A 23634-nucleotide genomic window follows, 5' to 3' on the forward strand; every position below is an offset into this window, starting at 1 on the left:
CAGCCCGGAATTCCCGTCCGGCGTTCCGCGGAGAAACCCGGCGAAGAGCGGGCACCGCCGTGAAGTCCGGTGCCCGCTCGTGCCGGTCACGCCGTCCGCAACCGCCGCCACTCCCACGTGGCCAATCCGGCGAACAGCACCGTCGCCACGCAGGCGACCGCCGTCAGCAGCCACTCGGCTTCGCCGCCTCCGCCGTCCGGGGACGCGCCGGTCGTGCGTTCGATCCAGTCCGGGACCGTGAGCGTCAGCACCAGCGCGACCGCGCTGAGCACCGCGAGCGCGGCCTCCGCCGCGATCCGGAACTTCTGTGCAGTGTTCATGACACCCTCCCTGCTCTCAGTACTTCGCCGCGTTGAGACGGGTCCGCCAGGTGTTGCCCGCTCCGGCATATTCGCCGTAGCTCCACACGGTCCGGGAATCCGACGGGTCCCGGCCGATGCCGAAGTAGTCGCCCCATCTGCCGCCGGTGTAGGCGCTCTGCCCGGCGATCACCGAAGCGCTGCCCTGCAACGTTCCCGGCGGATCGGTGGCGAGGCGGCCGGTCTGGCGGAAGTGGCCGTACTCGTCGGCGGCGGACCGGCCGAACGCCACGTGGGCGTTGCGGGAAATGTCGGTCTGGATCACCGGGAAGAAGTAGTGCCTGCCCGGCGCGCCGAAGGCGCCCTGTTGCGTGATCGCGTGGCTGGGCACGTCGATCTCGTACCACTGCACCACTGACCGGGCTTCGGTGTCGCCCCGCCAGCTGTACGCGGACGTGTGCGTCGTCCACAACCGCTGGGTCCGGCCCGCCGCCTGGAAGACCGCGTTGAGCAGCCGGGTGTCGTTCGTGGCGATTCTCGTTGTCCCGCCGTCCTTTTGCACCGCGCCGGGCGGCAGGTTGTAGCTCCGGCACGGTACGGCGGTCGCGGCCAGCGTCGGCGCGCCGCCCGACCACAGGCCCAGCGGGTTCGACAGCGTCCACAGAGTCAGGCTCGACCCCGACGGGAACAGCGAGTTCACCAGGTAAGCGCGCGGATTCCCGCCCACGCCTTGGAAATGGCAGGCCGGCTGGACGGAGAACGCAGCGCTCCCGTCCGGGTTCTTCAGGCCCCAGAAGTCCCACCAGCGGATCGTGTGGCCGCCGCCGGACCCGCCGCCGTACAGCTCCGCCTTGTTGAAGATCCGCAGTTTCGCGTAGGCGAACCCGCCGCCGAAGGCGAATTGGTTGGTGGACACGTAAATCGCCTGGCTGTCGAAGCCCAGCATCGGGTAGTCCGACCAGTTGCCGGTGGCGGTGGCCCCGTTCGCGGTCGCGTCGGTGCTCCAGATCCAGTACGCGCCCGCGGGGTCGGCCGTCTGCGAGACGCCGAGCATGATCCACGATCCCTGCGGGTTCGCGCGCCGGGCGGCGATGCAGACGATCCAGCGGCCGCTGTAGTGGTCGTAGGCCAGTTTCGGGTCGAACAGCTGCGCCCCGGCGGGCAGCACCGGGTTGAACATCGCGGTGAAATTGGCCCACCGGAACTGTTGCAGCCCGGTCTTGTCGTAGCCGACCAGGTCCACGTTGACCGCGGCCATGACCTGCTTCGGGCCGACCGCGACCGTGCAGTCCGGCGGCCGGAACGCGGTCTGCGAAATCCCCTCGAAACTCGCCGACGCCGCCGGCGCGAGCCCCTCGACGATCTCGTCCTCCGGCGGGTTCTCCTCCGACAGTTCCGCCGCCGCTTCCTCGTCCAGCTGCGCGTCGAGCGCGTCCCCCGGGGCCAGCGCCTCCGCGCCGTGCTCGCGCGCGCCGGTCTTCAGCCGGTCGTACTCCTCGACCGGAACCGGGAACCGTTGCGCGAACAACGGCGACCGTTCCGGGGACAGCGGTTCGGCGAGCAGTTCGCCGACCGTCAGATCCGCCATTTCCCGCGACGCGCCCCCGGCCGTTTCCCCTGCCTGGCCTTCGAGCACCTGTGCTTCAGGCATCACGGTGATCACCCTCTTCCTCCGCGGCCTCGTCGCCGGCCCGTGCCGGGGCGTCGGCCTCCTCCTCCCGATCGCGGTGCCGCTCGGCGGCGGCCTTCAGCCGTTCCAGCTCGGCGGCCGGGACCGGCATCCCGATCGGAATCTCGTACCCCGCTTCCGGTTCGGCGGGCGCGTTTTCGCCCGCCGGGCCGCTTTCCGCGCCCTCTCCGCGTCCGGCTCCGGACCGCGGCCCTTCCGGTTCGCTCATCGTTCACTCCCGGGAATTCCGCCCGAAAAGATCAATTCCGGCGAGGTTCACGAAAAAGGTCGCACCAGACCCGGCGACGGATACGGGACGCCGCCACCTTCAGCCGAACGGCGCAGCGGAAATCGATTGCAGCATTTTTTCCCCGATTCGCCCGGAAGGCGCATAAAAACCGACCGGAAACAGTTCCGAAGAACCTTTCCAGCCATCCGGAGCCGCCCGTCCGGACTCGCCCCGAACGCCCGAATGCTGGCGGATCAAGCATCCCCGGCCCGTTCGCCCGGCTTGCGCCGCGTTTTCGGATCATCCCCTCAGGCGCCCAGAAGGCACGTCCACCTTGCGCATTTTGCCGTCCGGCAAGTTGAGCACCCGGTTAATTCTTCACGCATTCCTTCGAAGGTAGGTAGTGCGCTTGCCCGGAATCGGCGGACGCTGGCGCGACCGTGCTCCAGGGAGGAGATTTCCCATGTCCCGACTTGCCCGTTTCGCCGCGCCCGCCGTCATTCTGGCCGGTTCGCTCGCTTTGGCCGCGCCCGCCGCGCACGCCGCCGTTCCGCACGCTCTCGCCGCTGCCTGCTCGCAGTCCTATCTTCCGCTGCCCGACCCGGCCTGCACGCCCGGCGCGACCAACCCGGACGTCACCCAGGACACCATCGGCGACACGATCTGCGTCCCCGGCTGGACCGCGACCATCCGCCCGCCGACGACCTACACCAACAAGCTCAAGAAGCAGGGCATCATCGACTACGGCTACTCCGACACCTCGCTCAGCTCGTACGAGGAGGACCACTTCCTGCCGCTCGAACTGGGCGGCGCGCCGAAGGATCCGAAGAACCTCTGGCTCGAGCCGCACGACGGCGACCAGAACTCCTACAGCAAGGATTCCGTCGAGAACGCGGTGAAGAAGGCGGTCTGCGCCGGGAAAGCCACCCTCGCCGACGCGCAGCACGCGATGCTTGCCAACTGGACCACCGCCGAGTCCGTGCTCGGCATCGACTGAGCGGGACGTGAAGGGCTCCTTGACGGAATCTGATTCCCTCAAGGAGCCCTTCACGGACTTCTGCCGAACGCGACGGCCTAGGGCGAGCCGTCGGCGGGCCGCGAAAGCACGGCCAGCCGCGGACGTCGCGTCTCCCCCAGCCCCGGTCCCGGACGATGGGCCCGGCACACCGTGCACACCACCGCGTGGCTGACCGGCGTCCCGTCCTCCTGCACCAGCCTGCCCACGTGCACCGCCTCGCGCCCGCACTGTCCACAGGGGACGGTCGCGCTCTCCGGGTCCACCAGCAGCCTGCTCATCTCGTGCTCCCTCCGACGTGCTCCGGCGAAAGCGTCCGGTTACCCGGCGTCTTCCGGGGCAAACCGGACGCCTCCGCCGTTCCGGTTTGGCCTGGCCGGGAACGGGTAAGCCGTCGGTCAGGCGGAAGGGAGCAGGCGATGGCCGCGCACCGGCAGCCGGATCCCCACCGGGCGCTGCGTTCGATGGAACGCGAGCTGCTCGCCACCGACGCGCTGTGGATGCGGCGCGCCTTCGGACAGGCGGCGTGGCCGCTGCGCCGGGTTTGGCCGGTGGCGTGCTGGGCGCTGACCGCGGTCGCGGCCGCCCTGGTCGTCTGCGGGATCGTCTTTCCGCCGGAGGTGCCGCTCGCGCTGCTCGGCTTCGTGCTGGGGGCGATCGCGGTGTGCGGGCACGTCGCCCGCCAGGAGTGTCTGCGTCCGCCGAGCCGCCGGACTCCCGGTCCGGGGAAAGGATTTCCATGCCGCCCGTCGTAGTCGTGACCGGGGCCAGCGCCGGAGTGGGCCGGGCCGTCGCCCGAGCGTATGGCAGCCGCGGCGCGAAGGTCGCATTGCTGGCCCGGGGCGAGAAGGGGCTCGCCGCCGCGGCGGAGGACGTCCGGAAAGCCGGGGGCACGCCGCTGGAACTGCCGGCGGACGTCGCCGATTTCGCCCAGGTCGACGCTGCCGCCACCCGCGCCGAGGAGGAGCTCGGGCCGATCGACGTCTGGGTCAACGTCGCGTTCAGCTCGGTGTTCGCCCGGTTCGCCGACGTCAAGCCGGACGAATACCGCCGGGTCACCGAGGTGACCTATCTCGGTTTCGTGCACGGCACGATGGCCGCTCTCGCGCGGATGAAACCGCGGGACGCGGGCACGATCGTCCAGGTCGGCTCGGCGCTCGCGTATCGAGGGATCCCGCTGCAGAGCGCGTATTGCGGGGCCAAGCACGCGATTCAGGGCTTCAACGAGGCGCTGCGCTGCGAACTTCTCCACGAGCGCAGCGGAATCCGCACGACCATGGTGCACCTGCCCGCGGTCAACACGCCGCAGTTCACCTGGCTGTTGTCCCGGCTGCCCGAACACGCCCAGCCGGTCCCGCCGATCTACCAGCCCGAACTCGCCGCCCGCGCGGTGCTGCACGCGGCTGATCATCCGCGCCGCCGCGAATACTGGGTCGGCACCAGCACCGCCGCGACGCTGCTGGCCAACGCCGTCGCGCCGGGCCTGCTCGACCGGTACCTCGCCCGCACCGGCTTCGGTGCGCAGCAAACCGGCCAGCCGCAACGGCCGAGCCAGCCCGCGAACCTGTGGGAGCCCGCGGACGGCCCGCGCGGGTTCGACTACGGCGCGCACGGGGAGTTCGACCAGCAGGCGAAGACGCGAGACGTGCAACCAGTGCTGAGCCGCCATCACGGAGCGGTCGCCGCCGGGCTCACCGCCGCCGTAGTCGGTGCCGGGGAACTGCTGCGCCGCACCGCGAAGAAGCGAAATCGGCCCGCGGCCCGCGTAGCCGCTGGTCTGGCCACTGTCCGGCAAACGCTCCGGCGCGCTGCGAAGAAGGGCCGCCGGTGAGACCGTTCCGGGACCGCGCCGACGCGGGCGCCCGGCTCGCCGCCGCCCTGGCCTGCCGGGAATGGGCGGACCCGGTGGTCTTCGGGCTCGCCCGCGGCGGGCTTCCGGTCGCCGCGCCCGTCGCCGAAGAACTGGACGCGCCGCTGGAACTGCTCGTCACCCGCAAAATCAGCGCACCGGGGCAACCGGAACTCGGCCTCGGCGCCGTCGCGGCGGACGGGCCGCCGTTCTTCGACCGCGCCGGGCTCCGGGCGCTCGGGCTCACGCCGGAGGACATCGCCGGCCAGGTCGACCACGCCCGCACCGAGGCCCGCGACCAGGTCCGCCGCTACCTGGGCAGCCGCGCCCCGCGCTCGCCGGCGGGGCACGACGTCGTGGTGGTCGACGACGGCGTGGCCACCGGCGGGACCGCGATCGCCGCGCTGCGGGCCCTCCGGGCGCACGCACCGCTGCGGCTGGTCTTCGCCGCTCCCGTCGGCGCACCGCCCGCGCTGGACAAGCTCTCCCGCGAGGCGGACGAGGTGGTCTGCCTGCGGGAGCCGGAGGAATTCCGCGCGGTCGGCGAGTTCTATGCGGACTTCAGCCCCACCAGCGACGAGGAAGTTCTCGCCCTGGTGCCCCCGTGATCAGTTGAACGCGGACAGCAGCCAGAACATCAGCGCGGCGACCCCCGCCGCCGCCGGGAACGTCAGCACCCAGCCGAGCACGATGTCCCGCGCGATCCCCCACCGCACCGCCGAAAGCCGCCGCGTCGCGCCGACGCCCATCACCGCCGCCGTGATCACGTGCGTGGTCGAAATCGGCGCCTTCACCGCGAACGCGGTCAAGTACAGCACCGACGCCCCGACCGATTCCGCCACGAACCCGTGCGGCGGGTCGAGCGGGAAGACGCGGCGGCCGAGCGTCCGCATGATGCGCATGCCGCCCGAGCAGGTGCCGAGCGACAGCGCGCCGGCGCACACCAGCGTCACCCACAGGGGCACCGCGAACGTGTCCTGTTTGCCCGCCGCGATCAGCGCCAGGACGAGCACGCCCATGCCCTTTTGCGCGTCCTGCAACCCGTGTCCGAGCGCGAGCGCCGAGGCCGACACGATCTGCATCCGCCGGAACACCCGGCCGCTGCGGTGCGGGTTCGCCCGGCGCAGCAGCCAGAGCACCGCCACCATCGCCGCGTAGCCGAGCACGAGCCCGAGCAGCGGCGACGCGACCATCGGCACCAGCACTTTCTCCACGATGCCGGTCCAGTGCACGGTGCTCGCCGCGGCCAGCGCGGCCCCGACCATCCCGCCGATCAGCGAATGCGACGACGAGGACGGCAGCCCGAAATACCAGGTCACGAGGTTCCACGCGATCGCGCCGACCAGCGCGGCGAGCACCACGGTCAGCGCGCCCGGGCCGGGCGGGACGTCGATGATCCCCTTCGCGACGGTGGCGGCGATCCCGGTCGACAGCAGCGCTCCGGCCAGGTTCATCACCGCGGCCAGCACGAGCGCGGTGCGCAACGGGAGCGCCCGGGTCGAGACCGCGCTGGCGATCGCGTTGGCCGCGTCGTGGAAACCGTTGGTGTAGTCGAAGAAGACCGTCAGCACCACGACGGCGACCAGCGCGGCGGTGCTGTCCACTCAGGACTCCTTGACCGCGATGGTCTGCACCACGTCCGCGACGTGCTCGAAGCCGTCGGCCGCCAGTTCGAACTGTTCGACGACCTCCTTCGCCTTGAGCACCTCGAGCGCGTCGGCCCCCGGCTGGAAGAGGTCGGCGAGCATCCGCCGGTAGGTGTGGTCAGCCTCGTTCTCCAGCGCGTTGATCTCGATCCAGTACGGCGACAGCTCGCCGACCTTCGAGAGCCCCGGCATGGCTTCCGCGGTCAGCTCCGCCGCGCGGCACAGCACCCGCAGCATCCCGTCGGTGCCCGGCGGGAACTTGTCGAGCCGGTACAGCACCGCGAGGTCGGCGGCAGTGTCCACAAAGTCCAGCACGTCGTCGATCCGGGCGGCCAGCGCCTGGATGTCCTCGCGGTCGAACGGCGTGACGAACGTGCTGTTCAGCTCGACCATGATGGTGTGCGTCAGGTCGTCGCCGGCGTGTTCGACCTCGTGCAGCCGGGCCGCGATCGCCTCCCGGTCCGGCGGCGACGCCTCGGTGAGGTCCCGCAGGAGCGCGGTGGCGGTGACGAGGTTCGCGGCCGCGTCCGCGAGCAGCTGGAAGAACTGGCTTCCGCGAGGTTTTATGCGCATCGGAGCAAAAGCTACCCCGTAACCCCTTCGCTCACACCGGCGCGGTGTGCCGCGCGCCCGGATTGGGTACCCGCCGGGCAACAGGGAGGAAGGAGCGCCGATGCGTCCGGTGTGGCAGGGTGCGCTGTCGTTCGGGCTGGTCAACGTCCCGGTGCGGATGTACAAGGCGGTCGAGGACCATGCCGTGCACTTCACGCAGTTCCAGCGCGGGACTCAGGACCGCATCCGCTACCGGCGGGTGAACGAGCGGACCGGCGACGAGGTGTCCTACGACGACATCGTCCGCGGCCGGGAGGTCGGCGACGACGAGTACGTGCTGGTCGAGCAGGAGGAACTCGACGAGATCGCGCCGGGCCGGTCGAGGTCGCTCGAGGTGGAGAGCTTCGTGGACCTCGAGGAGGTCGACCCGCTGTTCTTCGACCGCGCGTACTGGCTCGCGCCCGCCAAGGAGGAAGCGCAGCGCCCGTACGTGCTGCTGCTCGACGCACTGTCCAGCCGGGACAAGGCGGCCGTCGCGAAGTTCGTCTTCCACGGCCGCGAACACCTCGCGCTCGCCCGCGCCGGCGACGGGGTGATCGTGCTCAACACGCTGCATTACGCCGCCGAGGTGCGCAACGCGGACGACGTGCCGCAGCTGCCCGCCAAGGCCAAGACGAACCAGAAGGAACTGGACCTCGCGGTCAAGCTGATCGACGCGATGACCGAGCCGTGGAAGCCCGACGAGTTCCGCGACACCTACCGCGAGCGGGTGGAGGAGCTGATCGAGGCCAAACGGGCCGGGAACACCGTCACGCCCGCCGCCGAGCCGGAGCAGCCGACGAAGGTGGTCGACCTCATGGAGGCGCTGGCGAAGAGCGTGCGCGGCAGCCGCAAGCAGCGCACGCCGGATCTGTCCGAGCTGTCCAAAACGGAGCTGCAGAAGCTCGCGAAGGAACGCGACGTCAAGGGGCGTTCGAAGATGTCGCGCGCCGACCTGGAGGCTGCGCTGAAGGCCTCCTGACCAGCCAGCGGTCCGTGAAGGACTCCTTGAGGGAATCAGATTCCCTCAAGGCGGCCCGCATGGACCGCACACCCGCATCCCAGGCCAGGCGAGAACTTCGGCCTGGGCGGACGCGGCTCGAACGCGCCCGCTGGTCCGCCTCAAGTTCCTGGTATTGGGAGAACCAGATCCCTCTGGGCTCCCCTCACAGACCTCCAGAAGCTGCCAGACAGCCGAAAGCTGGCGTTTCGCGCGGGATGTTTCCGGGGTGGGGGGCTTCAGCGCCCTGCAAGGGCTTTCGCGGGTGTTTCGGCGGTCGCCGACCCGGGCTGGAACCGTAAGGGGTGTCGTGAGGGGCCCCCTGAGGGAATCTGATTCCCTCAGGGGGCCCCTCACGACACCCAACCAGCGCGCCAGCACAGGGGACGCGCTCAGTGCAGCGCCCGAGCCAGCTGCGGAATCCGCCCGCCGGCCAGCAGCACGTCCACCTGCCGCGGCGACAGCTGGTGGCGTGCCCGGTACTCCTCGTCCCGGGTCTGGTTCCGCACCGTGAACTCCCCCGTCTCGGCCAGCCGGTGCAGCCCGGACACCGACAGCACGTCGTCGCGCTCGATCTTCTCGCTGTCCTCCGACTCGGCGAATTCCAGCGGCAGCACCCCGAAGTTGACCAGGTTCTGCCAGTGGATCCGGGCGAACGACCGGGCCAGCACCACGCGCAAACCCAGGTACCGGGCGGTGATCGCGGCGTGCTCGCGCGACGAGCCCTGGCCGTAGTTCTCCCCCGCGACCACGAAGTGCGCCGGACTGTCGGCCGCACGCTTCGGGTAGTCCTCGTCGATCCGGGTGAAGGTGAACTCGGCCAGCTTCGGGATATTCGAGCGGTAGGGCAGCGCGCGGGCTCCGGCGGGCGAGATTTCGTCGGTCGACACGTCGTCCCCGGCCTTCAGCAGGACCGGGCCCTCGAGCTCGTCCGGCAGCGGGTCGAAGTCCGGCAAGCCGGCGACGTTCGGGCCTTTCACCAGCTCCTCCCGCAGCGCCTCCTCCTCCGGCAGCGGAGCGGCGAAGACGCGCGGGTCGGCTGCCGAACGGGCTGGTCCGGCGACGCGCGGGTACGCGAGGTGGTGGGCGGTGGCGTAGTCGCGCGGATCGGTCAGCACGCCGGTCAGCGCCGACACCGCCGCGGTCTCCGGCGAGCACAGCCAGACCGAGTCGTCGGCGGTGCCGGACCGGCCGGGGAAGTTCCGCGGGAAGGTGCGCAGCGAGTTCGTGCCGGGCGCGGGCGCCTGGCCCATTCCGATGCAGCCGAGGCAGCCCGCCTGGTGCACGCGGGCCCCGGCCGCGACGAGGTCGGTGAGGTGTCCGCTGCGGGCGAGTTCGACAAGGATCTGCCGCGAGGTCGGGTTGACGTCGAAGCTCACCGAATCGGCCGTCTGCCTGCCCCGGACGGTGGCCGCGGCGACCGCGAAGTCCCGGAAACCGGGGTTGGCGGAGGAACCGATCACGACCTGGCCCACCGGCGTCCCCGACACCTCGCGCACCGGCGCCACGTTGCCCGGCGACGACGGCTTCGCCACCAATGGCTCCACTGTGGACAGATCGATCACGTCTTCGATGTCGTAGGAGGCGTCGCGTCCGGCGCGCAGGTCGCGGAAGTCGTGTTCGCGCCCCTCCGCCCGCAGGAACGCGCGGATCGCTTCGTCGGCCGGGAACACCGACGCGGTCGCGCCCAGCTCGGCGCCCATGTTGGCGATCACGTGCCGGTCCATCGCGCTCAGGCACGCCAGCCCCGGGCCGTGGTACTCGATGATCCGGTGCCGTCCGCCGCTCACGCCGTGCCGCCGCAGCATCTCCAGCACGACGTCCTTCGCCGACACCCACGGCGGCAGCTCGTTCTCCAGCCGGACGCCCCAGACCTCCGGCATCCGCAGGTAGAGCGGCTCCCCGGCGATGGCCAGCGCCACTTCGAGGCCGCCGACGCCGACGGCGAGCATGCCCAGCGCGCCCGCCGCACAGGTGTGCGAATCGGACCCGGCGAGGCTCTTGCCGGGCACGCCGAACCGCTCCATGTGCGTCGGGTGCGAAACGCCGTTGCCCGGTTTGGAGAACCACAGCCCGAACCGGCGGCAGGCGGAACGCAGGTAAGCGTGGTCCTCGGCGTTCTTCTCGTCCGCCTGCAGCAGGTTGTGGTCGACGTACTGGACGCTCAGCTCGGTTCGCGCGCGGTCGAGCCCGAGCGCCTCGAGCTCCTGCATCACGAGCGTGCCCGTGGCGTCCTGGGTCAGCGTCTGATCGACCCGCAGGCCGATTTCGGTCCCTGGTTCGAGCCGGCCGGCGACCAGGTGCTCGGCCAGCAGCCGCCCGGCGAGAGTCTGTTCGCGTCCCACTCGCGAGCGGGTACCCGTTTCCGGCGCGGCGAACCGCGATGTTTCCGCGCGCGGCACGCGGGCAATCCGGGGATCAAGAACGGCGGAAGGAGACTGGGATGCCGCAGCAGGCTTGGAGCTCGAAACGGGAACGGCAGTACCAGCACATCGAGGAGTCGCAGGAAGACCGCGGCGCCAGCAAGAAGCGCGCGAAGGAGATCGCCGCCCGCACGGTGAACAAGAACCGGGCGCAGTCGGGCGAATCGGACCGCGCGAGCAAGTCCTCGGTGCGCGACAAATCGCCGCAGAAGCGCGGCGGCCATCGTTCCGGCAAGCGGCTCGGCCCCGGGGGCCCGACGCGCGACCAGCTGTACAACGAGGCCAAGAAGCGCAATATCCACGGCCGGTCGACGATGACCAAGAAGGAACTGGCGAAGGCGCTCGGCCGGGACTGAATCCGCCGCGATGAACCAGCGCCCGATCGAAGACTATGCCCTGCTCGGCGACCTGCACACCGCGGCGTTGGTGTCGCGGGAAGGTGCGGTCGAGTGGCTGTGCCTGCCGCGGTTCGACTCCCCCGCGTGCTTCGCCGCGCTGCTGCACGACGAAAGCGCGGGGGTGTGGCAGCTCGGACCCGCGGACGGCGGGCCGACCACCCGCCGAGGTTACGTCGGCGACTCCCTGGTCCTCGCCAGCGAATGGGAAACCGCCGACGGCACCGTGCGCGTGGTCGATTTCATGCCGCCGCGCGACGGAGCGGCCGATCTCGTCCGCATCGTCGAAGGCGTGCGCGGCCGGGTCCCGATGCGGACCTGCCTGCGGCCGCGGTTCGACTACGGCTCGGTGCGGCCGTGGGTCCGGCACGTGGACGGACGATTCGACGCGGTCGCGGGCCCCGACGCGGTCCGGCTGACCACTCCGGTCGACGTGTCCACCGAGGGGTTCGCCGAATTCACCGTTGCCGAGGGCGACCGCGTTCCGTTCGTGCTGACCTACCACGCCTCGTACCAGGAACGCCCCGATCCGGCTGACGCCGAGAAAGCGCTGGCGCACACCGAACGCTTCTGGGCGGACTGGATCGGCCGCTGCCGATACGACGGCCGATGGCCCTCCGCGGTGCGCCGTGCGCTGATCACCTTGAAGGCGCTCACCTACGAACCGACGGGCGGCATTCTCGCCGCGCCGACGACCTCGCTGCCGGAACAACTCGGCGGCGAACGCAACTGGGACTACCGCTACTGCTGGCTGCGCGACGCCACCTTCACCCTGCAGGCGCTCGTCGGCACCGGCTATCCGGACGAAGCGAAAGCCTGGCGCGAATGGCTCGTCCGCGCCGCGGCCGGCGATCCGGCCGACCTCCAGGTCCTGTACGGACTCGACGGTTCCCGCCGCGTTCCGGAGTCCACATTGGACTGGCTCGACGGATACGCCGGTTCCGCCCCGGTGCGGATCGGCAACGCCGCGGCGGGCCAGGTCCAGCTCGACGTGTGGGGCGAAGCGCTCGACGGCCTGCACCTCGTCCGCGAAGCCGGACTTCCGGTGATACATCCGGCATGGGATCTGCAACGCGGATTGCTCGATTTCCTCGAAGGCCATTGGGATCAGCCCGACCGGAGCCTGTGGGAGGTCCGCGGCGAACCGCAGCATTTCGTGCATTCCAAGGTGATGGCGTGGGCGGGCGTCGACCGGGCCGTCCGGACGGTGGAATGCCACGATCTCGACGGACCGGTCGACCGCTGGCGCGCACTGCGCGACCGCATTCACGAGGAAGTCTGCCGGAAGGGTTTCGACACCGACCGCAACACTTTCACCCAGTTCTACGGCTCGCACGGCCTGGACGCCGCGTTGCTGCTCATCCCCCGCGTCGGCTTCCTCCCCGGAAGCGACCCCCGGGTGCGCGGAACCGTCGACGCGGTGCGGAAAGAACTGTCGCGGGACGGTTTCGTCCACCGTTTCGACCCGGACGCCGACTCCGGTCCCAGCGAATTGAGCGGCGGCGAAGGCGCTTTCCTGCCGTGCAGTTTCTGGCTCGCCGACGCGTTGCACGGAACCGGCCGGACCGAGGAAGCCGTCGAGGTTTTCGAGCAGATGCTGGCCGTCCGCAACGACGTCGGCCTGTTGAGCGAGGAATACGACATGAGCGCCGGACGGCAGCTCGGGAACATGCCGCAGGCGTTCAGCATGGTCGGGCTCGTCAACACCGCGCGCCACCTCGACGGAGCGGAAACCACCACAAACGCGACAGGCCACGAACAGGGGCTGCGACACGACGTGTAACGCCCCCGACCTCCGGGTAGCCGGGGAGGACTCAACGCACGGGAGGACTTGTCATGACCGAGACCGTCGGCGACTACCTGCTTTCGCGGCTGCGTGACTGGGGCGTGGAACAGGTGTTCGCGTACCCCGGCGACGGGATCAACGGTCTCGTCGCGTCCTTCGGCAAGGCGGACAACCAGCCGCGCTTCGTCCAGGCCCGGCACGAGGAGATGGCCGCCTTCTCCGCGGTCGGCTACGCGAAGTTCAGCGGGGCCGTCGGCGTGTGCATGGCGACGTCCGGGCCCGGCGCGATCCACCTGCTGAACGGGCTCTACGACGCGAAACTCGACCACGTCCCGGTCGTCGCGATCGTCGGGCAGACCGCGCGCACCGCGATGGGCGGCAGCTACCAGCAGGAGGTCGAACTCCAGGCGCTGTACCGGGATGTCGCGAACGAGTACTGCATCGAGGTGAACGTCGCCGAGCAGCTGCCCAACGCGCTCGACCGCGCGTTCCGGGTCGCGCAGGCGTCGCGCACGCCGACCGCGCTGATCATCCCGGCGGATCTGCAGGAAGAGCCGTACGAGCCGCCGCAGCACGCGTTCAAGCAGATGCCGTCGAGCCCGCCCGGGACCGCGTGGCCGAATCCGGTGCCGCCCGAACCCGCGATCAGCGAGGCAGCCGACGTGCTCAACGCCGGGGAAAAGGTCGCGATCCTCGTCGGGCAAGGCGCTCGCAGCGCGGCCGACGAGGTGCGCCAGGTCGCCGACCTCACCGGAGCCGGCGTGGCGAAAGCGTTGCTGGGCAAGGACGTTCTCCCCGACGACCTGCCGTACGTGACCGGCGCGATCGGCCTGCTCGGCACCCGGCCCAGCTACGAGATGATGCGCGACTGCGACACCCTGCTGATCGTCGGGTCCAATTTCCCGTACAGCCAGTTCCTGCCGGAGTACGGGCAGGCCCGCGCCGTGCAGATCGACATCGACGGCCGGTTCATCGGCATGCGCTACCCCACCGAGGTCAACCTCGTGGGCGACGCCGCCGCGACCCTGCGCGCGCTGCTGCCGAAGCTGAACCGGACCGAAAACCGTTCGTGGCGCGAGAAAATCGAGAAGAACGTCGGCGACTGGTGGACCACCATGGACCAGCAGGCCGAGGTCGACGCGAAACCGGTCAACCCGATGCGGATCGTGCACGAGCTGTCGAAGCAGATCCCGGGCGACGCGATGGTCACCGCCGATTCCGGCTCGTCGACCAACTGGTACGCGCGCAATCTCCGGATCCGCGAAGGCATCCGCAGCACGCTGTCCGGCACGCTCGCGACGATGGGCCCCGGCGTGCCGTACGCGATCGGCGCGAAGTTCGCGCATCCCGACCGGCCGGCGATCGCGCTCGTCGGCGACGGCGCGATGCAGATGAACGGGATGGCCGAGCTGATCACCATCGCCCGCTACCACGGGTTGTGGACCGATCCTCGGTGCATCATCTGCGTGTTCCACAACAACGACCTCAACCAGGTCACGTGGGAACTGCGCGCGATGGGCGGCGCGCCTAAGTTCGAGGAGTCGCAGTCGCTGCCGGACGTCGACTACGCCGGGTTCGCCCGCAGTGTCGGCCTCGAAGGCGTGAACGTCGACGACCCGGGTGATCTCGCCTCGGCCTGGCGGACCGCGTTCGCCGCGGACCGGCCGACCGTGCTGGACGTGCGCTGCGACGCCGAGGTTCCGCCGATTCCGCCGCACGCGACGTTCGAGCAGATGAAATCGGTGACCGAGTCCGTGCTCAAGGGCGATCCCGAAGCGTTCCACCTGATGTTCCAGGGTGCGAAGACGAAGCTGCAGGAGTTCTTGCCCGGACGGTCGCGGTGACCGTCGCCGCCCCGCACATCGAACGCATCGACGCGAGCGCCTATCAGGTGCCCACTCCTTCGCCGGAAGCCGACGGCACGCTCTCCTGGGATTCCACCACGCTCGTCGTGGCCAGGGTGCGGGCCGGCGGCACCGACGGACTCGGCTGGACGTACGCCGATTTCTCGTGCGTCCCGCTGATCGAAGGCAAACTGGCCTCCGCCGTCGTGGGAAAACCGGTCTTGGACCCGCCCGCGTGCTGGACCGCGATGCAGCACGCGATCCGGAACCTCGGCCGCCCCGGATTGGTCTCTTGTGCACTGTCCGCTGTGGACATCGCGATCTGGGACGCGGCCGCGCGGCTGCTCGACGTTCCGCTGAGCCGTCTGCTCGGCCGGGTGCACGACGAGGTCGAGGTGTACGGCAGCGGCGGCTTCACCTCGCAGGACGACGACGAGCTGGTCGCGCAGCTGGACGGCTGGGTCCGCCGGCAGCGCATTCCGCGGGTGAAGATCAAGATCGGCGAGGCTTGGGGCAACGCGGTCGCGCGCGACATCGGCCGGGTCCGGCTGGCGCGCGAGACGATCGGGGACGACGCCGCGCTGTATGTCGACGCGAACGGCGGCTACTCGGTCGGCCGGGCCCGCCGGATCGCCGACACGCTGCGGGAGTTCGGCGTGACCTGGTTCGAGGAGCCGGTGTCGAGCGACGATCTGCCCGGGCTCGCGCAGCTGCGCACGCCGGACGGGCCGGACATCGCCGCCGGCGAGTACGGGTACGACCTGCCGTACTTCGCCCGGATGCTGCCCGCGGTCGACTGCCTCCAGGTCGACGTGACGCGGTGCGGCGGCTACACGGAATGGCGGCGCGTCGCCGCGCTGGCCGCCGCCGCGAATCGCGAGGTTTCCGCGCACTGCGCGCCGAATCTGTCCGCGCACGCGGCCGCCGCGACCCCGAACTTCCGGCACATCGAATGGTTCGCCGACCACGACCGGATCGAACGGGAACTGTTCTACGGCGGCCTCGACCCGAGCGGCGGCCGGGTCGCCCCGTCGATGTCCACCGCCGGGCACGGGCTGCGCCTGCACGCCGACGCCGCGGCCGAGTATGCGGTCAAGGAGGGCCGATGAGCACCGCCGAACTCCCCAATCCCGTGGTCCGCGTGCCGGAATCCGCCGAAATCGACATCGAAGCCCTCGCTGCCGCGCTGCGCGAGCGGGTCGAGGGCGAGGTCCGCTTCGACGACGGCAGCCGCGCCGCCTACTCCACCGACGCGTCCAATTTCCGCCAGGTCCCCCTCGGCGTCGTCGTGCCGCGCTCCCCCGACGACGGCGTCGAAGCGCTGGCGGTCGCGAGGGAGTTCGGCGCACCGGTGCTCTCGCGAGGCGGCGGCACGAGCCTCGCCGGCCAGTGCACGAACACCGCGGTGGTGCTCGACTGGTCGAAGGACTGCTCCGAGCTGGAATCCGTCGACGCGGAGAACCGCACCTGCGTGGTGCAGCCGGGAATCGTGCTGGACGACCTCAACCGGCAGCTCGCCGACACCGGACTCCGGTACGGGCCCGAGCCGGCCACGCACATGAACTGCACCCTCGGCGGCATGATCGGCAACAACTCCTGCGGCGCGACCGCCCAGCGCACCGGCAAGGTCGTGGACAACATCGTGCGCCTGGAAGTGCTGCTGGCGGACGGAACCCGGTTCTGGTGCGGCAAGACCAGCGACGCCGAGTACGCCGAGATCGAGCACCACGGCGACCGGCGCGCCGCGATCTACCGGCAGCTGCGCCGGCTGCGCGACGAATACGCCGACGAGATCCGCCGCCGCTTCCCGGACATCCCGCGCCGGGTGTCCGGATACAACCTCGACTCGCTGCTGCCCGAGCACGGCTTCGACATCGCCGGGCTGCTCGTCGGCAGCGAATCGACGCTGGTCACGGTCCTGCGCGCGGAACTGAAGCTGGTGCCGGTGCTGCCGGAGCGCGCGATGGTCGTGCTCGGCTACCCGGACATCGCGACGGCCGCCGACGCGGTACCGGACATCCTGCCGCACGAACCGATCGCGCTCGAAGGCGTCGACCACCGGCTCCTCTACGACGAACGATTGAAGAACCTCAACGAAAAAGCCCGCGAAGAACTGCCGCGCGGCCGGGCGTTCCTGATGGTCCAGTTCGGCGGGCAGACGCTCGAAGAAGCCGACAAGCAAGCGCGCGGGCTGCTCGACTCCATCGAAGGTGCCGAGGTCGCTTTCCTCGACGATCCGGCGAAGGAAGCCGAACTCTGGCAGGTCCGCGAAGCCGGGCTAGGCGCGACCGCGCACGTCCCTGGCGAGCGGGACACCTTCGAGGGCTGGGAAGATTCCGCCGTAGCGCCGGAGAAACTCGGCGACTACCTCCGTCGGCTGGACGCGCTGTACGCGGAATTCGGCTACGCCGACGAGACCGGGCCGAGCCTGTACGGCCACTTCGGACAGGGCTGCGTGCACACGCGGATCCCGTTCGACCTCTACACCGCGTCCGGCGTCGCGACCTACCGGAAGTTCATGGAACGCGCCGCCGATCTCGTCGCGGAGTTCGGCGGCTCGTTCTCCGGCGAGCACGGCGACGGGCAGAGCCGCGGCGAACTGCTGCCGCGCATGTTCGGCAACGACCTGGTCACCGCTTTCGGCCAGCTCAAGGCGATCTTCGACCCCACCGACCGGATGAACCCGGGCAAGGTCGTCGCGCCGTACTCGCTGGACGAAAACCTGCGGCTCGGCGGCTCGTGGTCCCCCGCCGAGCCGCAGGACCTCTACTTCCGCTTCCCGCACGACGGCGGCTCGTTCTCCCAGGCCGCCAACCGGTGCGTCGGCGTCGGCCGCTGCCGACAGTCCACTTCGGAAAGCGGCGACGTGATGTGCCCGTCGTACCAGGTCACCGGCGAGGAGGAACACTCCACGCGCGGCCGGGCGCGGCTGCTGTTCGAGATGCTCAACGGCCACCACGACGGCCCGATCTCCGACGGCTGGCGCTCCACCGAGGTCCGCGACGCGCTCGACCTGTGCCTTTCCTGCAAAGGCTGCAAATCGGACTGCCCGGCCGATGTGGACATGGCCACCTACAAGGCGGAATTCCTTGCCCACCATTACGAAGGCCGTCCGTGGAAACGGCCGCGGTCGGACTTCAGCATGGGCTGGCTGCCGCTGGTCGCCCGGCTGGTGGGGAAAACCCGCACGGCGCGGCTGGTGAACCTGCTGAGCAAAACCCGCCTCGCGACGCGGGCCGCCGGGGTCGAGGACCGGGTAATCCCCCGCTTCGCCCCGAAAACGCTGCCGCGGTGGTTCGCCCGGCATCAACCCGGCGGCACCGGCGCGCGCGGCACCGTGCTGTTGTGGCCGGACACCTTCACGTCGTACTTCCACCCGCACGTCGCCGAGGCCGCCGTGCGAGTGCTGGAGGACGCGGGGTGGCGGGTGGAACTGCCGGAGCCGTCCGTGTGCTGCGGCCTGACCTGGATTTCCACCGGCCAGCTCGGGGTCGCGAAACGAGTTCTCACGCGCACCGTGCGCACGCTGGCCCCGCATCTCCGGAACGGCGGATTGGTGCTCGGCCTGGAACCCAGCTGCACCGCGGTGTTCCGCTCCGACGTGGCCGAACTGTTCCCCGGCGACCAGGACGTCCGGCGGCTGCGGGACCAGACCGTGACCCTCGCGGAGCTGCTGACCCAGCGCTCCCCCGGGTACCGGCCGCCGCAGATCCCGGGGCACGCACTCGCCCAAGTGCACTGTCACCAGCACGCGGTGCTGGGCTGGGATGCGGACAAGAAACTGCTGCAGGCAGCCGGAGTGGACGTCGAACGGCTGGATTCGGGCTGCTGCGGCCTCGCCGGGAACTTCGGCTTCGAGCGGGGGCATCTGGAAGTCAGCAAGGCTTGTGCGGAAAGGGTGCTGCTGCCGCGAGTACGCCAGGCGGACCGTCGGACGGCGGTGCTGGCGGACGGGTTCAGCTGCCGGACCCAACTGCACGAACTGGACAGCGGCGGACGCGAAGGCATCCATCTCGCCGAACTGCTGGCCGCCGGCCTCGACTCGAAAGACCGCTGAACGTCCGTGAAGGGCTCCTTGAGGGAACTAGATTCCGGCAAGGAGCCCTTCACGGACCGGGCCGCGGTCAGCCGCCGGGCACGGTTTCCCCGCCCAAAGCGGCCAGCACCTCACCGCTGTAATACGAGGACAGCCGATTCGACGCGAGGAACACATACGACGGCGCGAGATCATCCGGATGCGCCGCCCGCTGCATCGGCGCTTGCAAGCCGAACTTCTCCACCTTGTCCGGCGGGAAGGTCGACGGGATCAGCGGTGTCCACACCGGACCCGGCGCGACACAGTTCACCCGGATCCCCCGGTCGGCCAACGCCTGTGCCATCGCGTACGTCCACGCGTGAATCGCGCCCTTGGTCGCCGAGTAATCGATCAGGCTCTTGTTGCCGCGCAAGCCGTTCACCGAACCGGTGTTGATGATGACGTCGCCATCGCCCAGATGCGGCAACGCGGCGGCAGTCACCCGGAAGTAGCTGTGCAGATTCACGTCGAACGTGTGCATCCACTGCTCTTCGGTCAGGTCCTCGGGACGGTCCACCGGCCATTGTGTCGCCGCGTTGTTGACCAGGATGTCCAGTCCGTCCAGTTCGGACAGTGTGCGCTCGACGATGTCCCGGCACTGCTTCGCCTCGGCGAGATCGCCGGGCAGCAGCAGGCATTCCCGGCCCTCCGCGCGCACCCGGTCCGCGGTGTACTCGGCGTCCTCGTGCTCGTTGAGATACGAGATCGCGATGTCCGCGCCCTCTTTCGCGAAGGCGATCGCCACCGCGCGGCCGATTCCGGAATCGCCGCCGGTGATCAGCGCGCGTTGTCCGGCCAGCAGGCCGCGGCCCTCGTAGTCGGTCATCGAATCGCGCGGCTGCGGGTCCATTTCCGCGGTGGTGCCCGGCGGGTCCTGCTGCTGCGGAGGTCGGATGCGGTCGGCCACGGGAGTCCTCCCCGGAAAGTCGGTTCTGTTCCTTTCCGGCTACCCGCTGTGCCGCCGTTCAATCGCGGGCCCGCTCCGACGCGGGAAAGGCCGCGCAACCGTCCCCCCTGCGACGGTTGCGCGGCCCTTCGCCCCCCCTGCCCCGCTCTGCGGATGCGCGGCGGTTACCCCGGTCCGCGGCAGGCAAAACGCGGGGGCGATCAGTAATCGTGCGACAGCGCCTCGACCAGCACGCCGGTGTCCGGATTGGGCATGGCGCGGGCGACGTCCGCCTGGGCGACAACGCCGATCAGGTCGTGGCCGTCGATCACCGGCAGCCGGCGCACGCGGTGCTGCGACATGGTCTGCAGGATTTCGGTGACGTCGTCGTCCGCGCCGATCGTCACCGCTTCTCCTTGCGCCAGCTCGCCCGCGTGCACGGCGCGCGGGTCCTTGCCCTCGGCGATCACCTTCACCACGATGTCGCGGTCGGTCAGCATTCCCTTGAGCCGGTTGTCCTCGCCGCACACCGGCAGCGCGCCCAGCTGTTCGCGCGCCATCGTCTGCGCGGCGTCGTTCACGGTGTCCGACTCGCGCACGCACACGGCGTTCGGTGTCATCAAATCGCGGGCGGTGGTCATGGGTTCGTCTCCTTCCTCCCGGTCACTCCCCGGCTACCCGCGTTCCCGGCGGTTACGCCTCCCGGGCAGTTTCTCCTCCGCCCGCCCGGTAACCGGAGCGCGTGGAAGGAGCCGACATGCCAGAACCGTTCCCGTCCGACCCGGTCCGCGCGGAAGGCCCGCCGCTGGTCGCGGCAGGCCGGTCCGGCGCGCCCCGGCTGATCGTGCTCGACCCGGCGGGCGCGGCCAAACACGACGGCCTGCCCGCCACCTGGCGTCCGCTCGCCGAGGACCACGAGATCCTCTGGTACCGGATCCCGGTCGAGGGCGCGTGGCGTGAAACCGCCGAAACCCTTGCCGCTCCCGGGCACAGCGACCTCGTCACGAGCGGTCCCCTCGCTGCCGAGGCGCTGCAGCTGGCGGCCGAACATCCAGGCTCGCTGCGGTCCGTCCTGCTCGTCGACCCGGCGGCGGAAGGCGTGGTGAGCCCCGGCGACGCCGCCGTCGCCGACGAAGCCTGGCTGGTCCAGCACGACGCCGAGATCGCCGCGTTGCGCGAGTCCGGCGTCGAAGTCGAGGTGCTGGCGCACAGCCGCGACGACCCGGGCGACCAGGTGCCGAGCCCACTGCCGCTGGGCCACGACTGGGTCGTCGACGCGCTCCGCGAAACCCTCGCCCAGCTGGAATCCCGCTGATCGGTTTCGCCGTCCCCCTGCCGGGTACGCCTCGAAAAAGGAAGGGAGGAAGCCGTGCTGGAGGAAATGAACCGGACGCCCGCGCACGAGAAGTCCACCGCGGACCTCGCGGCCGATCTGACCACTTCCATCAAGCGCCTGCTCCAAGACGAATTCCGCTTGGCGATGGCCGAACTCCAGGCGAAGGGGAAGCGCTTCGGCATCGGAGCCGGGCTGGTCGGGTTCGCCGGTGTGCTCGCGCTGCTCGGCGGCGCGACGCTGATCGCCGCGGCCGTGCTCGCCTTGGCGCTCGTCGTGCCCGGCTGGCTGTCCGCGCTGATCGTCGGAGGCGCGTTGCTGCTGATCGCGGGGCTCGCCGCGCTGGTCGGCGGCAAGGAGGCACGCAGCGCCGGGCCGGTGGTGCCGGAGGAATCCGTCGAACGGGTCCGCGAAGACGTCGAGACGATGAAGGGGGGCGGTCATGACCGAACGCAAAGTTGAGCAGGCCCGGGCGGACCGGGACGTCACCCGCGAGGAACTGGCCGAGACGCTGGACGCACTGAGCCACAAACTGGACGTTCGGACGCGAGCCACCGAGAAGGTCGACGCGACCATAGACCGGGCCGCGGAGCAGGTCGAGAAGACCGTGTCGGCACCGGCCGCGGAGAAGGTCCGCGCCGGCGCGGAAGCGGTCCGGAACAACCCGCTCCCGCTGTTCGCGGCGGTTTTCGGCAGCGTGTTCGTGCTTCGTTTCCTGATCCGCCGCCGGCACGCGCACCGGAAGCAAGGCGACGCATGCTGACCGACCGGGAACAGCGTGCACTGAACGAAATAGAACGCGGTTTGTCCGCCACGGATCCGCGGCTCAGCGCCGAGCTGGCCCGCGGATCCGGGCGTCGGCGCCGTTCCGCGCTGGAGATCCTGGCGATCGTCACCAGCGTCGTGATGATCGCGACCGGGGCGTTCGACTCGCGGCCGGGCATGATCGTCGCCGGGGTGGTCGCGCTCGCCGCGCTCCTGGGCGGTCCGTTCGCGGTGCGGCACTGGAAAGCCGGATCCTCCCGTTGAGCCGCGTTCGCTGAGCACGACGAACGGCCTGGTGAGCGACACCGGCTTTCGTTGTTAGCGGACTGTCAGTCGTACCGCTACAGCGTCGGTTTCCTCGGGCTTCGCTGCTTTTCCTCGCACGGCATTCTGGTTCCCTTGCGCAGCGAAGCCCATTTTGTCCCGTTTTCCCGAATGCTCGGTTCGCCGGAACCGCGGCCGCCGTTGCCCGATAGTACTTTCGGCCGATGCCCGCAGGGCGAAAACCCGCCGAAAGGCGTGGGCCATCCCGGGGTTCTTTCCCTCGTCCCGGTTTCCGCGTCCAAGATCGTCTTAGGGTTGGGCGTACTTGGTGATCTTGAAACCGGAATGAGGGGCCCATGCGAAAACGGACCAGGATTCTCGGCAGAACGCTCGCCGCGGCGGGCACCCTCGCGGCGCTGACGATGGCCACGGCCGTCCCGGCGACCGCGGCGCCGCAGGCGGCCGAGCCGACGTCGGTCGACCAGGACATCGCGCAGCTGTACCAGGACGTCGAAGACCTCTACAACGGGCTGCCCGCGAACGCGCTGCGCGGCGTCGACCCGCTGTTCGACTCGCCGGTCAAGCGGCCGGGCCAGCAGGCGCACGCCGCGCAGGGCCCGATCCCGGGCTGCACCGAGGGATCGCTGCTGACGTACGCGAACAAGCTCGCGTCTTCGCTGTCCCCGACCGAGAACAAGGCGCTCAGCGCGCTGAGCGCGATCGGCCAGCTCTACACCCAGGCCGTCGCCAGCGACAAGACCCCGCAGGTCTTCGGCACCGACGGGCAGTACACGCCGCGCGCCGGCGCGACGATCGACAAGCTGCGCGGGTTCTGGGACATCGAGAGCTGGAACATCCAGCTGGTCGCCTGGAAGGGCACCGACCTGGGCAGCCAGGACCGCACGACGCAGACGTTCAAGCTCGGCCTCGACCCGAAGCGGGCCGCGGAAGCGGGCGCGCTCGCGACCAAGGTGCTCTACGAGGTCCCGGCGCTGCAGGGCGGCCGCCACCCGCTGCTGACCCTGAACGCGTTCTCCGCCCCGGCCGACAGCCTCGGCGGCAAGCGCATCATGCTCGGCGACGGCCTGCTCGACGTGGTCAACCACCTCGGCTTCGACGACGTGTCGGTGGAAGCGGTCGTCGGCCACGAGTACGGCCACCAGGTCGACTTCGCGCACGAGAACTACCCGCGCAACGAATCCGGCGAGATGGGCCCGGACGCCTACGGCGGCTACTTCGGAGCGCACGCCAAGGGCGAGGCCTGGAACGCCCGCACCCAGCAGGAGGTCACCTACCTCGACGCCTCCATCGGCGACTGCTACCACAGCCACGGCACCCCCGACCAGCGCAAGGCCGCCGGCGCGTGGGGCGAGAAGCAGGCCGTGAGCCAGAACAACCCGAACCGGATCATCCCGTCCGCGAAGATGATCGAGAAGTTCCAGAAGGAATACCCGAAGCTGATGCCGCCCGCCACGGCGGCACTGGCCGCGGCGCACTGAGCCACACCGGAGCGGGCCCCGTTTCTCGCGGAACGGGGCCCGTTCGCGTGCTCAGGTGCGATGCCA

Annotated in this window: 24 protein-coding genes; 15 read left to right on the top strand and 9 right to left on the bottom strand. The window is 70.2% G+C overall.

Features of this window, described 5'->3' with window-relative positions:
* Positions 1-86: 86 nt before the first annotated feature.
* The 3 genes from EIZ45_RS10120 to EIZ45_RS10130 are packed head-to-tail and all read right to left on the bottom strand — an operon-like array spanning position 87 to position 2197.
* Positions 87-320, bottom strand: a complete 234-nt coding sequence (locus EIZ45_RS10120) for a hypothetical protein (RefSeq protein ID WP_134662372.1) — start codon at positions 318-320, stop codon at positions 87-89.
* Positions 321-336: 16 nt separating this feature from the next.
* Positions 337-1950, bottom strand: a complete 1614-nt coding sequence (locus tag EIZ45_RS10125) for a hypothetical protein (RefSeq protein WP_238606997.1) — start codon at positions 1948-1950, stop codon at positions 337-339.
* Positions 1943-2197, bottom strand: a complete 255-nt coding sequence (locus EIZ45_RS10130) for a hypothetical protein (RefSeq protein ID WP_134662373.1) — start codon at positions 2195-2197, stop codon at positions 1943-1945. The genes EIZ45_RS10125 and EIZ45_RS10130 overlap by 8 nt, the downstream gene beginning before the upstream one ends.
* 463 nt (positions 2198-2660) lie before the next feature.
* Between EIZ45_RS10130 and EIZ45_RS10135 the strand changes: the two genes are divergently transcribed.
* Positions 2661-3194 (top strand): hypothetical protein, encoded by a 534-nt coding sequence (locus tag EIZ45_RS10135; RefSeq protein WP_134662374.1) that lies wholly within the window; start codon positions 2661-2663, stop codon positions 3192-3194.
* A gap of 77 nt (positions 3195-3271) precedes the next feature.
* On the opposite strand, the gene EIZ45_RS10140 is transcribed toward EIZ45_RS10135, so the two are convergent.
* The gene (locus tag EIZ45_RS10140; protein ID WP_037813255.1) at positions 3272-3493 is read right to left on the bottom strand and encodes a hypothetical protein; all 222 of its coding nucleotides are present in this window, start codon (positions 3491-3493) and stop codon (positions 3272-3274) included.
* A 138-nt stretch (positions 3494-3631) separates the two neighbouring features.
* Here EIZ45_RS10140 and EIZ45_RS10145 point away from each other — a divergent pair, with 138 nt between their 5' ends.
* Genes EIZ45_RS10145 through EIZ45_RS10155 form a run of 3 tightly spaced genes read left to right on the top strand, consistent with a single transcriptional unit; the run spans position 3632 to position 5669 of the window.
* Positions 3632-3967: a DUF3040 domain-containing protein gene (locus EIZ45_RS10145; protein WP_134662375.1), complete on the top strand. Its 336-nt coding sequence runs from the start codon at positions 3632-3634 to the stop codon at positions 3965-3967.
* Positions 3952-5043 (top strand): SDR family oxidoreductase, encoded by a 1092-nt coding sequence (locus EIZ45_RS10150; RefSeq protein WP_134662376.1) that lies wholly within the window; start codon positions 3952-3954, stop codon positions 5041-5043. Before EIZ45_RS10145 ends, EIZ45_RS10150 begins: the two co-directional genes overlap by 16 nt.
* Positions 5040-5669 carry a phosphoribosyltransferase gene (locus tag EIZ45_RS10155; protein ID WP_134662377.1) on the top strand — a complete coding sequence of 210 codons (630 nt, stop codon included), beginning with the start codon at positions 5040-5042 and terminating at the stop codon, positions 5667-5669. The genes EIZ45_RS10150 and EIZ45_RS10155 overlap by 4 nt, the downstream gene beginning before the upstream one ends.
* Here EIZ45_RS10155 and EIZ45_RS10160 read toward each other — a convergent pair whose 3' ends face one another.
* On the bottom strand, positions 5670-6665 hold the full coding sequence (locus EIZ45_RS10160) for an inorganic phosphate transporter (protein WP_134662378.1): 996 nt from the start codon (positions 6663-6665) through the stop codon (positions 5670-5672).
* The gene (locus EIZ45_RS10165) at positions 6666-7280 is read right to left on the bottom strand and encodes a DUF47 domain-containing protein (RefSeq protein WP_134662379.1); all 615 of its coding nucleotides are present in this window, start codon (positions 7278-7280) and stop codon (positions 6666-6668) included.
* 100 nt (positions 7281-7380) lie between these two features.
* Between EIZ45_RS10165 and EIZ45_RS10170 the strand changes: the two genes are divergently transcribed.
* The gene (locus EIZ45_RS10170; RefSeq protein WP_134662380.1) at positions 7381-8280 is read left to right on the top strand and encodes a Ku protein; all 900 of its coding nucleotides are present in this window, start codon (positions 7381-7383) and stop codon (positions 8278-8280) included.
* Between the two features lie 410 nt (positions 8281-8690).
* Here the strand turns inward: EIZ45_RS10170 and EIZ45_RS10175 are convergent, their stop codons facing one another.
* Entirely contained in the window at positions 8691-10643 is a 1953-nt protein-coding gene (locus EIZ45_RS10175; protein ID WP_134662381.1) for an aconitate hydratase, read from the bottom strand.
* Positions 10644-10741: 98 nt separating this feature from the next.
* Between EIZ45_RS10175 and EIZ45_RS10180 the strand changes: the two genes are divergently transcribed.
* Genes EIZ45_RS10180 through EIZ45_RS10200 form a run of 5 tightly spaced genes read left to right on the top strand, consistent with a single transcriptional unit; the run spans position 10742 to position 18803 of the window.
* Positions 10742-11077: a hypothetical protein gene (locus tag EIZ45_RS10180; RefSeq protein ID WP_037813276.1), complete on the top strand. Its 336-nt coding sequence runs from the start codon at positions 10742-10744 to the stop codon at positions 11075-11077.
* Positions 11078-11087: 10 nt separating this feature from the next.
* Entirely contained in the window at positions 11088-12899 is a 1812-nt protein-coding gene (locus EIZ45_RS10185; RefSeq protein ID WP_134662382.1) for a glycoside hydrolase family 15 protein, read from the top strand.
* 53 nt (positions 12900-12952) lie between these two features.
* Positions 12953-14746 carry a thiamine pyrophosphate-requiring protein gene (locus EIZ45_RS10190; protein WP_037813280.1) on the top strand — a complete coding sequence of 598 codons (1794 nt, stop codon included), beginning with the start codon at positions 12953-12955 and terminating at the stop codon, positions 14744-14746.
* Positions 14743-15855 (top strand): enolase C-terminal domain-like protein, encoded by a 1113-nt coding sequence (locus tag EIZ45_RS10195; protein WP_134662383.1) that lies wholly within the window; start codon positions 14743-14745, stop codon positions 15853-15855. The genes EIZ45_RS10190 and EIZ45_RS10195 overlap by 4 nt, the downstream gene beginning before the upstream one ends.
* Entirely contained in the window at positions 15852-18803 is a 2952-nt protein-coding gene (locus tag EIZ45_RS10200) for an FAD-binding and (Fe-S)-binding domain-containing protein (protein ID WP_134662384.1), read from the top strand. Before EIZ45_RS10195 ends, EIZ45_RS10200 begins: the two co-directional genes overlap by 4 nt.
* 67 nt (positions 18804-18870) lie before the next feature.
* Here the strand turns inward: EIZ45_RS10200 and EIZ45_RS10205 are convergent, their stop codons facing one another.
* Complete coding sequence (locus EIZ45_RS10205; protein ID WP_240690572.1) at positions 18871-19728, bottom strand: SDR family oxidoreductase; 858 nt, start codon at positions 19726-19728, stop codon at positions 18871-18873.
* 200 nt (positions 19729-19928) lie between these two features.
* Positions 19929-20348, bottom strand: coding sequence for a CBS domain-containing protein (locus EIZ45_RS10210; protein ID WP_037813288.1), 420 nt, complete (start codon positions 20346-20348; stop codon positions 19929-19931).
* Between the two features lie 116 nt (positions 20349-20464).
* On the opposite strand from EIZ45_RS10210, the gene EIZ45_RS10215 reads away from it, so the two are divergent.
* From EIZ45_RS10215 to EIZ45_RS10235, 5 genes are all read left to right on the top strand, one after another.
* On the top strand, positions 20465-21022 hold the full coding sequence (locus EIZ45_RS10215) for a hypothetical protein (RefSeq protein WP_134662385.1): 558 nt from the start codon (positions 20465-20467) through the stop codon (positions 21020-21022).
* A gap of 54 nt (positions 21023-21076) precedes the next feature.
* Positions 21077-21502 carry a phage holin family protein gene (locus EIZ45_RS10220; RefSeq protein WP_134662386.1) on the top strand — a complete coding sequence of 142 codons (426 nt, stop codon included), beginning with the start codon at positions 21077-21079 and terminating at the stop codon, positions 21500-21502.
* Positions 21483-21803 carry a DUF3618 domain-containing protein gene (locus tag EIZ45_RS10225; RefSeq protein WP_134662387.1) on the top strand — a complete coding sequence of 107 codons (321 nt, stop codon included), beginning with the start codon at positions 21483-21485 and terminating at the stop codon, positions 21801-21803. The genes EIZ45_RS10220 and EIZ45_RS10225 overlap by 20 nt, the downstream gene beginning before the upstream one ends.
* Positions 21797-22069, top strand: coding sequence for a DUF3040 domain-containing protein (locus EIZ45_RS10230; protein WP_037813297.1), 273 nt, complete (start codon positions 21797-21799; stop codon positions 22067-22069). Before EIZ45_RS10225 ends, EIZ45_RS10230 begins: the two co-directional genes overlap by 7 nt.
* A 356-nt stretch (positions 22070-22425) precedes the next feature.
* Entirely contained in the window at positions 22426-23568 is a 1143-nt protein-coding gene (locus EIZ45_RS10235; protein WP_134662388.1) for a M48 family metalloprotease, read from the top strand.
* Positions 23569-23634: the final 66 nt, after the last annotated feature.

Source organism: Amycolatopsis sp. CFH S0740 (assembly GCF_004522315.1).
GTDB classification, from domain to species: Bacteria; Actinomycetota; Actinomycetes; order Mycobacteriales; family Pseudonocardiaceae; genus Amycolatopsis; species Amycolatopsis nivea.